We start from the raw sequence: 16700 nt of genomic DNA, 5'->3' as shown, positions 1-16700 counted from the left end.
ATTTAATCGTCTAGCTTCATAAAAAGGTTGTTCAGTGATTCTGAATAAGTTGGATGTGCAAAAACACAATACCTGATTCTATCATAAGTAATTTCGCCCTCCATAGCCATTTGTAGAACCGACATAATTTCTCCACCCTCTGACGCCAGAATAGCGGCGCCTAATATTTTTTTTGATTTTACATCTACTATTGCCTTCATCAGGCCTTTTGTTTCTCCGGTTTCAATTCCCCGGGCAACAGAAGACATTGGTAATATGGCAACTTTATAGTTCATTTTCTTTTCTCTTGCTTCAGTTTCCGATATTCCAATCCGCCCCAACTGCGGGTCGGTGAACATGCAATATGGAACCGGACGGTCTGCAATAGTGTAATTTGTTCCCTCAATCAGATTTCGATAAACAATGGTATAATCGTTGTATGCAATGTGGGTAAAGGCGGGTCCGCCTTTTACATCGCCCAATGCAAAAATTCCTTCTACATTCGTTTCCAGCTTTTGGTTAACAAGAATATGACCCCTATCATCCATTTTTACACCACAAAATTCTAAACCCAAATTCTTTGTTTGCGGTGCTCTACCCACGGCAATTAAAATATGGCTTGCCTGTAATATTTGCTTTTCTTTTTTACCAAGCTGAATTTCAACGCTTATTTCATTTTGGCTAATAGACCTTACCTTAGTTACTTGGGAGTCAGTTAGTATTTTTATTTTTTCGTCCTGAAGAATTTCAGTAAGCGATGTCGAAATATCCTCGTCTTCTTTAGCAATAATTGAATTTGACTTCTCTATAATGGTTACTTTGCTGCCGAATCTGCTGAACATTTGGCCAAACTCCAAACCAATATAATTGCCCCCGACAACCACCAAATGTTCGGGAATTTCATCCAAATCTAAAATACTTGTTGAAGTTAAAAAATTTGTTTCGCTTAGTCCTTCAATATCCGGGATTATAGTTTTTGCACCTGTATTTATAAAAACCCAATCAGCGGTTAAGACTTCCACTTTACCATTTTCCAGTGAAATTGTAATTTCTTTTTTGCCGGTAAATTTCGCCTCGCCCATGTACAGTTTTAAACCTTTTGTCGATTCAATGCCTTTTTCGGCAGAACCTCTAAACTGGTCTACAATTTTATTCTTGCGCCCGATTACTTTTTTGAAATCTACTTTTACATGCCCTGTTTCCACACCGAGGCTTTCTGAATTTCTAGCCAGGTAAGCTAACTTTGCAGAAGCAACCATGGCTTTAGTAGGTGTACAGCCATCATTTATACAAGTGCCTCCAACAAATCTTTTTTCGATAATGGCCGTTTTTTTTCCTGCTTTAGCTAGGTTTTTTGCCAGTGGTACTCCTGCCTGGCCGGCACCAATAATGACTGCGTCGTAATGTTTCATTGTTTTATAATTTTGGTCGTAAATAAAAAAGCAAACCGTCAGATGATAACCAAAATCTCAATCCAATGTTTCATCTTATATACAACCAGCTTAATATTAAGCCTAAAATTGACTAGCTTTAATTTTAAATATAATGATATGAGTCAGCAAAAACAAGACCTCAAACACTGCTTCTTGAAAACAATGATGTTTGTTTGTTTTTTATTTACCTCAAGCCTGCTGTTTGCGCAGAACGAATTAAGTCCGAGGGCAACCTACTCTGATTTATTTGAGCGGGTACAATGGGGTAGAATTTATCCTGACAGTAAATCTTTCGCCGATGCGATTCCTAAAATGCAGCCTTCAGAAATAATGGCGGCTTATAAAGCACAAAAAGATTTCAAGGAATTTAGTTTAAAAGCGTTTATTAACAAATATTTCTCTTTGCCCGAAAATCATAACGCTGTTTACCAATCTGATGTCAATGCAGGTATCGAAAAGCATTTGGATACGTTATGGACGGTTCTGAAGCGAAATCCGGATACCGCTACAAAATTTCCAACGTCATTGTTACCTCTGCCAAAACCCTATATTGTTCCTGGCGGTCGTTTCAGAGAAATTTATTATTGGGACTCGTATTTTACCATGTTAGGTTTACAAAAGGCGGGTAAGACAGAAATCATGAAAGATATGATTGATAATTTCGCTTATCTGATAAATAAATATGGCTTTATTCCAAACGGGAACAGAAGTTATTATTTAACTCGATCCCAACCACCGTTTTTTGCAGCAATGGTTCAGCTGCTCACCCAACATAATTCAGCTAATAAAATAAGCGATTATAAAGAAGTGCTGGAAAAGGAATATAATTTCTGGATGAAAGGTGCCTCACAATTAAACAATGGTCAGGCAGCAAATCATGTTGTAAAACTAATTGATGGAACGATTTTAAACCGTTATTATGATGCTGGCGATCAACCTCGTGAAGAATCTTATAGAGAAGATTATGAGGCTGCGAAGTTGACTAAGCAACAACCATCTGTATTTCTTCGTAATGTGCGTTCGGCGGCAGAGTCCGGATGGGATTTCAGCAGCAGGTGGTTTGCCGATGGAAAAAGCTATAGCCGAATTATTACAACAGATATATTGCCAGTGGACTTGAATACCTTACTCTACAACCTTGAAATCGCAATAGCTGAAGCAAATAAACAATCCGGAAATCTGGCTAAAACAGCCTTGTTTAGGGCAAAAGCCAAGGGAAGAAAAGCCGCTATTTTAAAATACTTTTGGAATCCAGAACAAAATTTCTTTACAGATTATAATTGGAAAAGTAGGCGTCTATCCAACCAGATTACCCTAGCGGCTTCTTTTCCACTTTACTTTAAAATTGCAACGCCTCAACAGGCAAAATCTGTTTCAGAAAGAATTGAGAAAGATTTTCTGAAAACCGGTGGTCTGATTACCACGCTAACGACAACTAAAGAGCAATGGGATGCACCAAATGCATGGGCGCCTTTACAATATATAAGTATCCAGGGCTTACACAATTACGGTTTTAATAAGCTTGCCAATACGATAACAAACAGATGGGTAAACCAAAATATTGCTGTTTTTAAAGAAACCGGAAAATTAATGGAAAAATATAATGTGGTCGAACCTTCAAGCAAAGGTGGTGGCGGTGAATACCCCTTACAGGATGGATTCGGGTGGACAAATGGTGTCCTTTTAAAACTCATGAAAAAGTAAAATCCTTACAGTTATCTAATTGAGCTTTGCTGGAAAAAACTATTTTTCGACAAGTTCAACGCGACAATTTTAGAGTTTTTATTCGTCATAAAAAAGGTGTTCTTCTCCATGCCTACACGAATAATTTCAATCGATTTAAAACAAAAACCAGAGGCTGAACTGTTGTGGGATAAAAAATCTTTCATCAATTACAGCCTCCGGCTTCACGTTTAAGAATTAATAACCCGGGTTTTGAACCAGGTTTGGATTACCAAGCTGATTATCAGGAATTGGGAATACCAAATATTTAGCTTCACTGGCTGGTTTTTCCTGCCAGGCCGCAAGGTATTTCCCGAAACGGATTAAATCCTGTCGTCTGAAACTTTCCCAGTAAAGTTCACGACCGCGTTCATCTAATAAAACATCCAAAGTTAAGGCAGTTAAAACGGATGCACCCCTAACCGTTCTTAATGAATTTACCAATGTTAGTGCCTGAGCTGTTTGCGATGTTCTTAGCTGGGCTTCAGCTTTCATTAACAAAACATCCGAGTAACGGAAATAAACCCAGTCGTTATCCGGTTTCCTCGACCCCGTATTGGCATAATCAATCGGATATTTAATTACACGAATACCTGCAACTTCAAGGTGGTTTGGATCGCGCTCGATGATGGCAACCTCTGGTGTAAATGCCAAGGGGTTACCTTTTCTGTCTTTTAAAGCCACGCCATTCTGGTCAAACTGCTGGCCAACAAGAAAACCCACCCTGATGCCCGAAATATTTGTTTGTCCGGTATAAGCCACGCTCCTTCTTTTATCGCCCGCTTCGAATTTGTCATAGAAGTTGGAAAGTGAAGAAAAACCATTATAACCATTAGGATTTTGATTATAGTGCGTGGTGCATTTCCATTGACCATCTAAGTCGCTGCCCGATGCGCCTCCTATATTTTGAGCCGTAAAAATGTTTTCTTTTGAAATCACATCATTTGTAGGCGCAAAATTATCGAAGTAGTTTGCGCTCAACACATAGCCACTGGTCGAAATCTCATCAGCCAAGCTAATTACTTTAGCCATATCTGCAGCATCGAAAGTTGGCGCAGCACGGTTTAAAAAAGCCCCCTTGTTTAGGTAAACTTTCATTAAAAGTGTTTTAGCAGCATTTTTATTCGCCACATTTGCCGGACCAGCAGGTAAATCAGGAATAATTGCCGTCAGTTCAGCGATTAAATAAGCTACTTCATCGGCCGCATTTCTAACACGCGATGGTTTGGTAACGTCTTCTCCAGCATCTCTATAAGGAACCTGTCCCCAACCATCTAAAATTGAAAACTGCGCAAAAGCACGTAAAAATCTGGCCTGGGCAGCCTGAGCTGGCGTCGGGCTAGCGCCTAAAACGCTGGTAGCAACATAAGAAATACTATTTAAATCTCTGAAAACATCAGAAATTCGCGAATGATCAGGCGCCCATTTGTGCAGGTGCAACGAACGCCAGGCTCCGTTATCATCCCAGTCTCCCGCACGTGTCGGAACAATTAATTCATCTGTTGTTACTTCCTGCAACGCCGACCAGTTCCATGGCGCCTGATAAGGGCCTATCATTGCGGCATAAGTTGCGCCTAATAAACTCGAAACATTTCCGCCACTCACACCCGCGCTGCTCACCTGGCCGTTTAGGTCTTCATCCAGCTTGGTACAAGCCGAAAAACTTAAGGCCACCACAGCAAAACCGATAATATATTTATTTTTCATGTTTGTATTTTTTAAATATTAAAGAGAAAAATTAACACCAAAATTGAACGTTCTCGCAGTTGGATAAGCTGTATAATCTATCCCTGCAGACGGTACACCGCTTACCCCTTTGTTTACATTAACCTCAGGATCGAAACCAGTATAATTCGTAATTACAAATAGATTTTGACCGTTAACATAAATGTTTAACGATTTTATTGATTTGCCAATGTTACCGATGTTGTAATTTAATGTTGCATTAGCCAGTTTCAGGTAATCGCCTTTTTCAATGTATCTCGACGAAGCGGCAATCGGGTTTGCCAATGATTCAGCAACAGGCAGATTCATTAAAGCAGAAGAAATATTTCTTGTACCCAGGTTGGAAATTGCCAGAACAGAGTTTGCCGTATTGTTGTAAATGTCTTGCCCGAAAGCACCATTAAAGTTTGCGGTAAATGACAGTTTTTTGTACCTCAAGTTTGTACTCAAGCCCATAATCACTTTTGGATTTGGATTACCAACATAGTAATTTGTAAAGCCATCATCCGTATAAATAGAGAATCCATTCGCATCCAATCCTTTATATTCCCTGGTCACCATAGCGAATAATGGCAATCCGTTTTGAATTACTTCGGTTGTAACACCACTTAAACCCTGCCCATTTAATGAACCTGTTTTAATTATACCAGTAATGTTTTGAACTTTGTTTTTTATAAAAGTTGCATTACCGCCTAAAGACCAGGAAATGTTATCAGTCTCTATAATGTTTCCGTTTATGGTTAATTCCAAACCTTTATTGATGATCTGGCCAGGTAAATTCACCCAGGTTGGCACATTTCCGCCAACTGCCGGTACAAATGAAATTTGTGGAAACAATAAATCATTTGTTTTTTTATGGAAATAATCCACAGAACCTGTAAGTCTGTTTTTAAAGAATCCAAAATCAACACCTACGTTAGTTTGCTCATCCGACTGCCATTTAAGGTTAGGATTTGCATTGTTAATGGCCACTAAAGTAGGTGCACCATTTGAGTTTCCGAAATCATAACGTTGTTGAGCAGAGCCTGATGGAAAATCCTGATTACCTGTTTTTCCATAACCTACCCTTAGTTTCAACTGGTCGATCCATTCCGTGCTTGCCATAAAACCTTCTTTTTTAATATCCCATGCGGCTGCAAATGAAGGGAAATAACCATAACGGCTGGATTTACCAAATTTGGTAGAACCATCCGCTCTGAAAGTTGCGGTTAATATGTACCTGTTATCATAATTAAAAATCGCTCTTGCGAAATAAGACTGCAATTCGGTTGTTGGGTTGTTAAAGGCTGAAAAAGTACGGTTAGCCGGAGCAGTAGTTTGAAAAGCGTCCGTATAATCAGCATCAATATTGCCAAAACCGGTTGCTGTATTCACGGTTCCCTTGTTTATGAAATTTGAATATTCGTAACCAATAATAGCGTTCAAATTTAATTTACCTATAATTTCCTTGTTAAAATTTAAAGTATTAGTAAACTGTTGAGTTATTAATTCCGAGTTCGAATAACTGGCATATCCACCTAAGAAATTACCATCTGGCTGTATGCCCTGAAGATTTAAAGTGCTCCTTGTTGAAGCTCTTCTTATGCCCGTGCTGTAATTAACACTGGCCAGCATACGATATTCTAACCATGGCGTAATTTTATAATAAGGAGAAACGCTTCCCAAAATTGTTGAAACTTTAGTTTTATCGTTATTGGCCGCCAGTGCAGCTAAAGGATTTATGGTGGTTGAACCGTAATCTATAAATAAGCTGCCATCTGGGTTATAGAAGGATTGTGTTGGGTTCCATGATAAAGCCTGGCTAATTAAACTTCCTGTAAAACCCGCATCAGTTGTAATTGGTGCAATTTTTTCAAGATACTGGTTGCTAATCATATTAACATCCAAACCCAGTTTTTTACTTTCCAAAAATTTGAAGTTTCCATTAAAGCCGGCAGAATATTTTTTGAAGTCGGTTGTTTTGATAATACCCTGTTGATCCTGGTAACCCAACGAAGCACGGAACGTATTTCCGTTTGCGCCACCACTTATGCCGACAGAATAATTTTGATTATAGGCTGTTCTCGTTATCGCATCAAGTGCATCCACGCTGGTACCAAAATTTCCGGCGGTTAGGCCATATTTTGATAGGGCCGCACGATACTCATCGCCTGAAAGAACGTCAACTCTCCTGGCAATGTTACTCACACCCGCGGAAGCGCTGAAGTCTATTTTCGTATCGCCGGATTTACCGCGTTTCGTTGTGATTAAAACCACACCATAAGCCGCACGAGAACCATATATAGCCGTTGCAGAGGCATCTTTCAGAATCTCCATCGATTCGATATCTGCAGGATTAATAAAGTTTAACGGATTCCCGTCTGGTGCAGTTCCGATACCAGCACTGGTTGATGGCCTTGCTGAACGACCATCCAAAGCCACTCCATCCACAACATATAGAGGTTGCCCGGTTCCTGTAATGGCCGAATTACCCCTAATTCTAACAGTGGAAGCCCCTCCTGGCTGGCCACTGTTGTTAATCATTTGTACACCGGCAACTTTACCCTGAATTAACTGGTCGGGGGCATTCAACGGACCTTTATTAAAATCTTTTGCCGATACCGTAGTAGCGGCACCGGTTAAATCGTTTTTCCTCACCGAAGCGTACCCCACCACCACCACTGCATCCAGGTCGTTTAGCGAAGCCATTGTTATATTAATCTGGGCTTGATTGTTCACGTTTACCGTTTGTGTTTCAAAACCCACGAAACTTACAATTAACCTTGATGTTGGTGATGGTACCGTAATTTGATATTTACCCTCCGCATCACTTTGCGTTTTAGTATTTGTTCCTGCGACCTGAAGGGTTGCACCGGCCAGGGGTAGTTTATCACTATCGAATATTATACCTTTTACCACGGTTTGCGCAAATGCAGCCGTGCTCAAAAAGACCATAAAGAAACTAAAAAATGCAAGTTTCTTCAGTGCATACAAATTCTGTTTCATAGGCAAAACAGACCAATTGCCTGGTAGAGTCATGTTCATAATGGATTTATTTAATTGGTTAGAAAATTTAGTTTTATTCAGGTGATCGCGCTGAATCTTAAGGTGGCTGGTATTTCATGAATTTCGTTTTAGTTTTTTATGATTATTTTAAAAAGAATATGGTCCATACCGGCGGCTTCCTGCGGTGCATAATTTAATGCAAGGCCTAAAATACAAGCTATAGCAATAAATACCATAGCCGAAGTTCGGCATCAACTTACTACCCATTAATATTTGGTTAAAAGAAGGTGCAAAAGGCAAAAATCATCCGCACAAATACGCCATTCTTAATATGAAGATAAGATATAATTTATTAAAAACATAAATAGGCCTGTTATATAACTACAAATATTTTAGAATGCGATTGTAGTAGGAAACTGATACCTGAGTAATCAGACGTTGAACCTTCGAATAGACAATCATCCTCAAAATGGAGCGCTAATCTTCTTAAAGAAAAAAAATCAGGTAAAGCCGGCCCGCCAGGTCTGTTTTCTTAACCTGACCTCAATTTGAGATGGTGAAATTCTGCCTCTGTTCAACAAATCGCCACACGTGAGGCTGTACTTTAAAAAAGCGGAAGCTAAATAGCTTTAGAAAATGATTTAAGCTTTAATTATCTATCCGTTAAAATAATGTTATTTTAACTTTAAATAACACATTTAAAAGCACTTAAAATTTAGACAGAATATTTTTATAAAAAACATTGTCACGAATAAAATTAATTTCTATATTTGCACCTCCTTAAACAAAAGGAAATGATTCCGTAGCTCAGCTGGTAGAGCATTACACTTTTAATGTAGTGGTCCTGGGTTCGAATCCCAGCGGGATCACAAAAAACCTCACAGAAATGTGAGGTTTTTTTGTTTTTATTCCTGCTGGAAGCTTTAGAAAGCTGGCTAGTTGTGCTGCCGTTCCCATTACGAATTACTGATTCAAAATTGCCTGCTCAGTATTTGCTTTGTCAACCATTCATTTCATTTCTATCCTACCAGCAAACCATATTCTGATGTTCCCCAATTAGCTGTCAGCAGAAACGATTTCAATTTGGGTATATGAATTTCGTAGTGCATTAAACCTGCTGATGGCAGCCATATATTTTTTAGTACTAATTCGAGTGTACAATTACATTTACAACAGGCCGGGCTTTGCCCTTATTTTTTACTTAAATATGGACTGAACCCCTACCATTTTCGAAACAAAAAAGTTCGAAACATTTTTTTGTTTCGGGAAAATTTGTTTCGAAATCTTGAAACGTTTTTCTCTGAAACATTTTTTTGTTTCGAATAAAAATGTTTCAAAATGCGCTTAAAAAAGCCATAAATCCACTTTTTTCTCCAAATCAATTTTGGCCAGTATCAATTAAAACGAAGATTTTTCGCGAGAAAGATTTTTAGAATTTCAATTTGTATTCGTAATCATACGAGCGCAATTAATAATTAAATACACGAAAATATTGGATGCATTGGGCATAATGGTACCAATGACGTTGACTTATCTGTTCGTAGCATTCTGCGGGAACTGTGCAATAGCTATAGAAAACAGCGGCTGTGACTCTTTTATTTAGCTTATAAGTTGTTATATATCTTTATTGACGCTGCGCTAAACTTTACGGCCAGTATAGGAGGACTTTTGATAATTGAGACGGAGAGAGTCGTAGCGAGACGCTACGACTAGTAAGGGTTGTAGCGAGACGCTACGACTAGCAAGTATCCCTACACAGGCCTCTTTAGATTATAAAGCGCCATTATCGACGCTTTTTAACTATAAAAAATGCGAAGACAATAAAAGCAAGAAAAACAGGAAATACCACCATGAGAATCTAAGGGTAAATTCAAATCCCGAATAAGCCAGGAGGCGGGGTATTCTAAGAAATTGATTTTCCATTATCAGTCTTTTTTCACAGCTCCCTTTTCATCCTGCAACACCACAAGTGGTTTCCCCTTTTGTACGATGTAGGTTGCTAGTTCGGATGCTTTTTTATTCCCTGCATTCCTTGCGGAATGATACTTTCCTGCTGGAATGAACAGTACATCGCCGGCTTTAAGGACAAGGGCTTTGCTTCCCTCAATTACATACTCAAATGTCCCTTCCAAAACATTAATGATTTCCTCTCCCGGGTGTTGGTGCATTGCAAAAGCGGCACCAGGTTCAAAATCAACGCGCACCTGCACGACCTCCTGGCCAGAAGTGCTGAGGTTATGCCTTTGAAGTTCGGTTCTTTTTATTCCAACTTGTTGTGCAACTGACTGGTTTGGTACCAGACAAAAAATGACACCTGAAATTGCAATTGTTTTTAATAAGCAGTTTTTAAATGTTTTCATATTCGTTTTTTTTAGAATTCCTATCAATCAACCAGCATCCCCCTGCCCGGCTGCGATTTATTATGGAGCGGTAATAAACTTTAATATATCATTATTTATTGTTTCAGCATTTATGGTAGGCATGCCATGCGATAACCCCGGGTAAATGATCAGCTGTCCGTTTTTCAAAAGATGAATGGCTCTTTGGGCCGTGGTGGCATAGGGCACGATTTGATCATCTTCACCGTGAAGTATCAATACCGGTACATCGACAGCTTTAAGATCATGGGTGAAATCGGTTTCAGAAAACACTTCGATGCAGTCGTACTGTGCTTTTATTCCACCCATCATGCCTTGTCTCCACCAGTTATCCTGAATTCCTTTTTTTATAACGGCATTTTCCCTATTGAACCCGTAAAATGGAATAGTGAGATCCTGATAAAACTGTTGTCTGTTGTGCAGTGTGTTGTAGCGGATCTCATCAAATACCTGTTTCGGAACGCCATCTGGATTATCTTCTTTCATTATCATGCAGGGGGTTATGGCGCTGATCAATACCACCTTAGCTACCCGATCTTTACCGTATTTGGCTGCGTAACGTATGGCTTCGCCCCCACCCGTAGAATGGCCAATGTGAATGGCGTCTTCAAGATTTAAGAAGGCCGATAATTCCGCTACGTCTGCAGCATAAGTGTCCATATTGTTGCCGAGGTAGGTTTGGGTTGATCTTCCGTGCCCACGCCTATCATGAGCAATAACCCTAAATCCCTTCTCTAAAAAATACATCAGTTGCGCATCCCAATCATCAGAAGACAATGGCCAGCCATGATGAAAAAAGATTGGCTGCCCTTTTCCTAAATCCTTAAAATATATTTCTGTTCCGTCTTTTACTTTAAACTTGTTCATCTTTCTTCGTTAAATTGAATTGTTGTTGGCCTTAATTGATGAGGTATGACAGGATTCCCCTTCTTTCCATACGCCCACTATATTCAGCGAATCAGAGATGTTGGTGGTGGGGTCACCTTTAACTAAGATAAGGTCAGCCCGCATGCCTGCCTCAATTATTCCTCTGTCTGATAATCCAAATCTTCTCGCAGTTACGGATGTAGCAGATTTTAATGCATCTATTGGTTTCAAACCAGCCTCCACAAGCAGCTGCATTTCATGATGAACGCTAACACCATGGGCAAGGCCACCTAAATGAGGCATTGGCACAGAGACGTCGGTACCCACAAGTATGTCTACACCAGCATCAAATAATTCTTTAACATTATCGAAATTATCTTGCATATTGCCAGCAGGAAAGGTATTGAAACACGAACACATGGTCATTTTCCAATCTTCATTCAGTTTGGGTGCTACCCTTTTGTCATGTGCTAATTCACATGCCGGATTGCCAATAATAGAAGAATTTAACACCAGACAAGGGGTAACAAAAATCCCTTTTTCTACAATAGAATTGATGAGCTTGCCGGTCCAGGTCGGGCGGTCAATAAATAGATGTGCCAGACCATCGACGCCAATGTTTACCGCAGTTTTTGCAGCTTCGGCCGTTAAAACATGTGCAATTGCTATCTTACCTAGTTTGTGGGCTTCATCTACGGCAACTTTTAGCACCGCCTCATCGATCATCGGTAAACCCGGAGCATTCATCACCGTTCCTTCTTCGATCATGATTTTAATATAATCGGCACCGTTTTCCACCTGCTCACGGACAAATGTGATGGCTCCTGCTGCTGTGGTTACGTCAGGCCCGGTTTCTTCAGCTAACTTTTGTGCTTCATGAGCAGCAAAGAAAGCTGTCCGCTCCTCCTCGCTCATTGTTTCCATTTCCTTAAGCACAAAATCCGGGATTCCATCGCCTTTAGGTATCAACTCATCAGGATGACCGCCTGGTGCAGTTAAGCCCATTCCAGCAGATCGAACATCGGCAATGTCGTTAATGCCAATCAATTGTGCATTCCTGCCTTTTTTAGTGAATCCGCCCATCATCTCAAGCTCTGTAGTTATGCCAAATTTCAGGGCATCCCTTAAAAATTGAACGGATGTATGCACATGGGCATCAATGAGGCCGGGCATTAATGTTGTTCCTGTTCCGTCGGTTATCTCTGCGTCTTTGGGCTGTTGCTTGCAGATTTCTATGATCCTGCCATTTTCGAAAACAACAGTTCCCAATCCTAAGATCTTTCTGCCGTCGAAAATAGTCGTATTTATAATGGCTTTTTTCGTGTGTTTTGTCATTAGTTGTGTTTTGAATTACAACACAAACCTATTGCTTAGCCAACACTGATAATTGTATAAATCGGTCGTTTTTGTTTTTAGAGAGCTCGGTTGGCACCACCCCTGAAAATTTCTTAACATGTTTAATAAAATGTGCCTGGTCAGAAAAATTTTCTTCTGGATATAAATGCCCGTCCTTTAAATGACTGAGCGAGGCTTTGAAGCGAAGAATATTACAATATGTTTTTAAAGGCATACCGAACTGCTGGGTAAAATATCGGTTGATTTGTCGGCTGCTCCAACATACGGCTTCGGATATATCTCTAACAGAAAAGCTTCCACGTGAAGCGTTCAACATCTCAAACAGCTTTCTTTTCCTTTCGTCGATCTTAAGGTTTATATGTTTTTTTATGATGGCAGTAGCTTTGTCACAAAATGAATCAAAATCGTTTAAGTCTTCTTCGGCAATCCCCCAAAAACCAACCGGTAATGGTTTCGACTTGTTTACATAACCGGAAATTGACTCATTAAGCAAATATTCGATAGCCAAAAGATTGAGGCTTATTGCAAAAAACTTCGTTTTCGGCTTCAGGATTCTTATTGCAGGATGTATTTCTAACCCCATTAGAACGACCTGAAATTGCTCAAAAATGGAATGGCAGAAAAAGATATCCACTCTTCCATCGGGAATTACGACAAATTCTTTCTCTTCATCGGAAGTGTTCTCCAAAAGCCAAAAACTTTCCACAAACTCAGCAATTCCCTTGTCAGGCTTTACTGTTTTATATTCTATGGACATAGATTGATTTCATAATGAGTGTACATAACACCTTATACCGATTTATACCGCATTCTTGGGCGCCTTTGTAAATATAAAATTTTCATTTTAATGTTTTAACAAGATGTTAGGGCATCATAAACACCTTTAATTAACGCACATTTAATTGTTTTCAAAAGGGATTGACGGAAACCTAAATGTTGGTTTCAAATTAAAATATAAATGTTGATTGGACGTTTTTCCGACAGCGCATCAATTGCAGATTACAGACAAGCAGTTTCCGACCGATCGGCTGTTCAGATACGGGATGGCTAATGTAAATTCCATTTAGCAAACGGATACCTGTTATTCCTTAAGAAATGCTTATAAAACTCTATATTGTGCGAAATACTAAGTCTCCTCATGAATTATAAAAGAATTGTATCCCTTGTTGCCGTTATATCGAGTGTCATTTTTGATTACGCCCAGGCTCAGCAGCTTAATACCGTCAAACTGGATAGCTTTTTCAATGCAGTTTCTTCTAATAATCAGGTAATGGGCAGCGTAATGATTGCGAAGGATGGTAAATCTATATATCGGAAAGTTATCGGCTATAGCCAGGTAGACGGTGACAAAAAGGTTGCTTCCACGTTACAGACACAATATCGTATTGGTTCTATTACCAAAAGTTTTACTGCGGCGATGATCTTTCAATTGATTGAGGAAAAAAAAATCGCTCTGGAGAGCAAGCTTTCCATGTTTTTTCCACAGATGCCGAATGCAGATAAAATTACCATAGCGCACTTGCTTAGCCATTCAAGTGGCCTATCTGACCATGTAAATGAGAATCGGGAATGGATTATAGCGCCACATACAAAGGCAGAATTGCTGAATAAAATCGCGCAGGTTAAACCGCATTTCGAACCAGGAGCAAAACAGCAATATTCTAACGGCGGTTTTTTGTTGCTTGGATACATAATAGAAATGGTAAGCGGCAAAACCTATCAGGCAGCTTTGAAGCAAAGGATCATTGACAAGATTGGACTGAAAAGTACCATAGCAGCAACGACAAACTCCAGCCAAACCCTTGAGGCCAGACCTTATTCTTTTAATGGAACCTGGGTTCCTGTTGAAGATATTTATTTCCCAAATGTTGTTGGCGTAGGAGATATCTTGTCTACACCACAAGATTTGTCATTGTTTATTAACTCACTGGTTGCAGGTAAGTTAGTTAGCATGCAGAGCTACAATCTCATGAAAACTTTCACTGGTAATAATTTCTTCGGAATGGGCCTCTTAAGATCCCCTTTTTACAAAAAAGTCCTGCTAGGCCATAACGGTGCCTCTTATGGGAGTTACAGCGCAATGTACATCGTTCCTGAAGATGGCACTACATTTATCATCACAACGAACGGCATGAATTACGCGCTAAACGACGTTTTACTCGCCTTACTTAAAGCATATTATAAATATCCTTATCAAATACCTATACAACTTAAAAGTAGTGATTTGGATGAGTTGCTTGGCAATTATCAAAGTGAAGACCATGCTTTAAAGATCCAGATCACAAAGTCGGGTAATGCGTTGATTGCTCAGGCTAGCGGCCAGCCGGCTTTTTCGCTAGACGTCGTAAACAGGAATGATTTTAAACGTGAAAAATACGACGTTTTACTAAAGTTTGATCGTATAAAGCATGAAATGATTTTAGTTCAGGGAGGTAAGAATTTTATATATGAGATGGTGAAATAGTAATTCGCGTGAGCCGATCATCAATAGTAATTATGAGGCTATATTTGAGGCTTAGTGCAAAACTTAATAGCTGAAATATTTCTGGTCTTTAGCAAGCAGGTTAGTCGCTCATTTTAACGTGCAAGCCAAAGGGAACGGGCTGCCATTCGAAAACCATCCCCAATGCCATTTGAAACTAACATTGGCATTGGGGAATGGCGGCTCTTGAATTTCAAAAACGCTATTAATCAATAAATTAATCTGAACGTTAACTATTTTACAGAGGTCAGATTAAATTTTCGGGTATTGTTCCCCTATTTATTTATTCATATGTGTTGACTAATCTAAGCATAGGCTACTGCGTCTCTGGATGCCAGTTTAGTCGTTCCCATTAAATATTCGTCAACTTTACGGGCTGCTTCCCTGCCTTCAGAAATTGCCCAAACCACAAGCGACTGGCCACGACGAACATCTCCTGCTGCAAAAATCTTTGCAATATTGGTTTGATAAGTATGCTCCGAAGCCTTTACATTTCCCCGGTTATCAAGCTCGATGCCTAATTTTTCAATTAAACCCTCTTTTTGCGGATGTAAAAAGCCCATTGCTAAAAGAACGAGTTCACATGGTAAATCTCTTTCAGTTCCGGCAATTTCCTTAAAGTTTACCGGTCTTCCGTTGGCATCAACTTCCCATTCCACATCAACAACTTTCAGTGCCTTTAAATTCCCGTCTTCATCAGAGATAAAGTTTTTCGTATTTACTGACCATGCCCGCTGCGCCCCCTCTTCATGTGAGGAAGTATTCTTTAACAACATCGGGTAATTCGGCCAGGGCATGTGCTCATCACGAACCTGCGGTGGCATAGGCATAATTTCAAACTGAGTCACCGATTTTGCCCCATGGCGGTTCGACGTTCCAATACAATCCGAACCTGTATCACCGCCACCAATTACAATTACATTTTTACCGCTTGCTAAAATATCTTCAACATCAAATTTTCTATCCGCAACACGTTTGTTTTGTTGTTTAAGAAAATCCATTGCGAAATGAACGCCTTTTGATGCCCTTCCTGGAATCGTCAGGTCTCTCGGAATTGTTGAACCGCCGGCTAAAACAATAGCATTAAAATCTCTTAATAAAGTGCTGATTTCAATATTTTCACCAACATTGGCATTGCACCTAAAAATAATTCCTTCTTCTTTCATCAAATCAATCCGCCTGTCGACAACATTTTTTTGAAGTTTAAAATCCGGAATACCATACCTTAACAAGCCACCCGGAGCGTCGTCACGTTCGAAAACTGTAACTTCATGTCCAACCTTATTTAATTGAGCAGCAGCAGCTAAGCCCGCCGGACCTGAACCAATTACAGCAACTTTTTTACCTGTTCTGATTAGCGGTGCTTTCGCTTTAATATAGCCTTTCTCAAAAGCAATTTCGATGATGTGCTTTTCAATTTCCTCAATAGAAACCGGAGGCCGGTTAATGCCCAATACACATGCCGATTCGCATGGCGCCGGACAAATCCTTCCCGTAAATTCCGGGAAGTTATTGGTACTTAATAAAATATTTGCTGCCAGCTCCCATTTGGCCTGGTAAACAGCTTCGTTAAACTCCGGTATTACATTGCCTAAAGGACAACCCGACTGGCAAAATGGAACACCACAGTCCATACAACGTGCAGCTTGTCTGTTTAATTCGTCTGAAGGTAATTCATTTAAGAATTCCCCATAATGTTTTACTCTGGTTGCGGCCGCTTCTCTGGTTGGCGCAACTCTATCATATTCCTGAAAACCTGTTACTTTTCCCATG

The 16700-nt window shown here is 39.7% G+C and carries 10 protein-coding genes and 1 tRNA gene; 3 read left to right on the top strand and 8 right to left on the bottom strand.

All coding sequences use genetic code 11. The annotated features are described in order from the left end of the window. Positions 1 to 2 precede the first annotated feature (2 nt). The gene (locus ASF92_RS16790) at positions 3 to 1391 is read right to left on the bottom strand and encodes a mercuric reductase (RefSeq protein ID WP_056095874.1); all 1389 of its coding nucleotides are present in this window, start codon (positions 1389 to 1391) and stop codon (positions 3 to 5) included. A 138-nt stretch (positions 1392 to 1529) separates the two neighbouring features. Between ASF92_RS16790 and treF the strand changes: the two genes are divergently transcribed. Continuing rightward, positions 1530 to 3116, top strand: coding sequence for an alpha,alpha-trehalase TreF (gene treF, locus ASF92_RS16785; RefSeq protein ID WP_056097090.1), 1587 nt, complete (start codon positions 1530 to 1532; stop codon positions 3114 to 3116). A 216-nt stretch (positions 3117 to 3332) separates the two neighbouring features. On the opposite strand, the gene ASF92_RS16780 is transcribed toward treF, so the two are convergent. Together ASF92_RS16780 and ASF92_RS16775 are read right to left on the bottom strand one after the other, a co-directional pair. After that, complete coding sequence (locus ASF92_RS16780) at positions 3333 to 4841, bottom strand: RagB/SusD family nutrient uptake outer membrane protein (protein WP_056095871.1); 1509 nt, start codon at positions 4839 to 4841, stop codon at positions 3333 to 3335. A gap of 18 nt (positions 4842 to 4859) precedes the next feature. After that, positions 4860 to 7883, bottom strand: coding sequence for a SusC/RagA family TonB-linked outer membrane protein (locus tag ASF92_RS16775; protein WP_231729848.1), 3024 nt, complete (start codon positions 7881 to 7883; stop codon positions 4860 to 4862). A gap of 757 nt (positions 7884 to 8640) precedes the next feature. On the opposite strand from ASF92_RS16775, the gene ASF92_RS16770 reads away from it, so the two are divergent. Further along, positions 8641 to 8713 (top strand) — tRNA-Lys (locus ASF92_RS16770). Positions 8714 to 9769: 1056 nt separating this feature from the next. Here ASF92_RS16770 and ASF92_RS16765 read toward each other — a convergent pair. The 4 genes from ASF92_RS16765 to ASF92_RS16750 are packed head-to-tail and all read right to left on the bottom strand — an operon-like array spanning position 9770 to position 13202. Further along, positions 9770 to 10204 carry a cupin domain-containing protein gene (locus ASF92_RS16765; protein ID WP_056095867.1) on the bottom strand — a complete coding sequence of 145 codons (435 nt, stop codon included), beginning with the start codon at positions 10202 to 10204 and terminating at the stop codon, positions 9770 to 9772. A gap of 60 nt (positions 10205 to 10264) precedes the next feature. Then, positions 10265 to 11089, bottom strand: coding sequence for an alpha/beta fold hydrolase (locus ASF92_RS16760; RefSeq protein WP_056095864.1), 825 nt, complete (start codon positions 11087 to 11089; stop codon positions 10265 to 10267). Positions 11090 to 11098: 9 nt separating this feature from the next. Beyond that, on the bottom strand, positions 11099 to 12424 hold the full coding sequence (locus ASF92_RS16755; RefSeq protein WP_056095862.1) for an amidohydrolase family protein: 1326 nt from the start codon (positions 12422 to 12424) through the stop codon (positions 11099 to 11101). A gap of 28 nt (positions 12425 to 12452) precedes the next feature. Further along, entirely contained in the window at positions 12453 to 13202 is a 750-nt protein-coding gene (locus tag ASF92_RS16750; RefSeq protein WP_056095859.1) for an AraC family transcriptional regulator, read from the bottom strand. A gap of 381 nt (positions 13203 to 13583) precedes the next feature. Between ASF92_RS16750 and ASF92_RS16745 the strand changes: the two genes are divergently transcribed. Further along, positions 13584 to 14909, top strand: a complete 1326-nt coding sequence (locus ASF92_RS16745) for a serine hydrolase (RefSeq protein WP_056095856.1) — start codon at positions 13584 to 13586, stop codon at positions 14907 to 14909. 323 nt (positions 14910 to 15232) lie between these two features. On the opposite strand, the gene ASF92_RS16740 is transcribed toward ASF92_RS16745, so the two are convergent. Then, positions 15233 to 16699 carry a glutamate synthase subunit beta gene (locus tag ASF92_RS16740; RefSeq protein ID WP_056095853.1) on the bottom strand — a complete coding sequence of 489 codons (1467 nt, stop codon included), beginning with the start codon at positions 16697 to 16699 and terminating at the stop codon, positions 15233 to 15235. Between the last annotated feature and the right edge of the window lies 1 nt (position 16700).

The organism is Pedobacter sp. Leaf176 (genome assembly GCF_001424305.1).
In the GTDB taxonomy this organism is placed as follows: Bacteria; Bacteroidota; Bacteroidia; order Sphingobacteriales; family Sphingobacteriaceae; genus Pedobacter.
This window is presented reverse-complemented; position numbering and strand designations above follow the sequence as displayed.

Coding starts and splice junctions, on each gene's coding strand:
- ASF92_RS16760 (WP_056095864.1), bottom strand. CDS start 11,089: ATGAACAAGTTTAAAGTAAAAGACGGAACAGAAATATATTTTAAGGAT.
- ASF92_RS16790 (WP_056095874.1), bottom strand. CDS start 1,391: ATGAAACATTACGACGCAGTCATTATTGGTGCCGGCCAGGCAGGAGTA.
- ASF92_RS16750 (WP_056095859.1), bottom strand. CDS start 13,202: ATGTCCATAGAATATAAAACAGTAAAGCCTGACAAGGGAATTGCTGAG.
- ASF92_RS16755 (WP_056095862.1), bottom strand. CDS start 12,424: ATGACAAAACACACGAAAAAAGCCATTATAAATACGACTATTTTCGAC.
- ASF92_RS16765 (WP_056095867.1), bottom strand. CDS start 10,204: ATGAAAACATTTAAAAACTGCTTATTAAAAACAATTGCAATTTCAGGT.
- ASF92_RS16775 (WP_231729848.1), bottom strand. CDS start 7,883: ATGAACATGACTCTACCAGGCAATTGGTCTGTTTTGCCTATGAAACAG.
- ASF92_RS16780 (WP_056095871.1), bottom strand. CDS start 4,841: ATGAAAAATAAATATATTATCGGTTTTGCTGTGGTGGCCTTAAGTTTT.
- treF (WP_056097090.1), top strand. CDS start 1,530: ATGAGTCAGCAAAAACAAGACCTCAAACACTGCTTCTTGAAAACAATG.
- ASF92_RS16745 (WP_056095856.1), top strand. CDS start 13,584: ATGAATTATAAAAGAATTGTATCCCTTGTTGCCGTTATATCGAGTGTC.
- ASF92_RS16740 (WP_056095853.1), bottom strand. CDS start 16,699: ATGGGAAAAGTAACAGGTTTTCAGGAATATGATAGAGTTGCGCCAACC.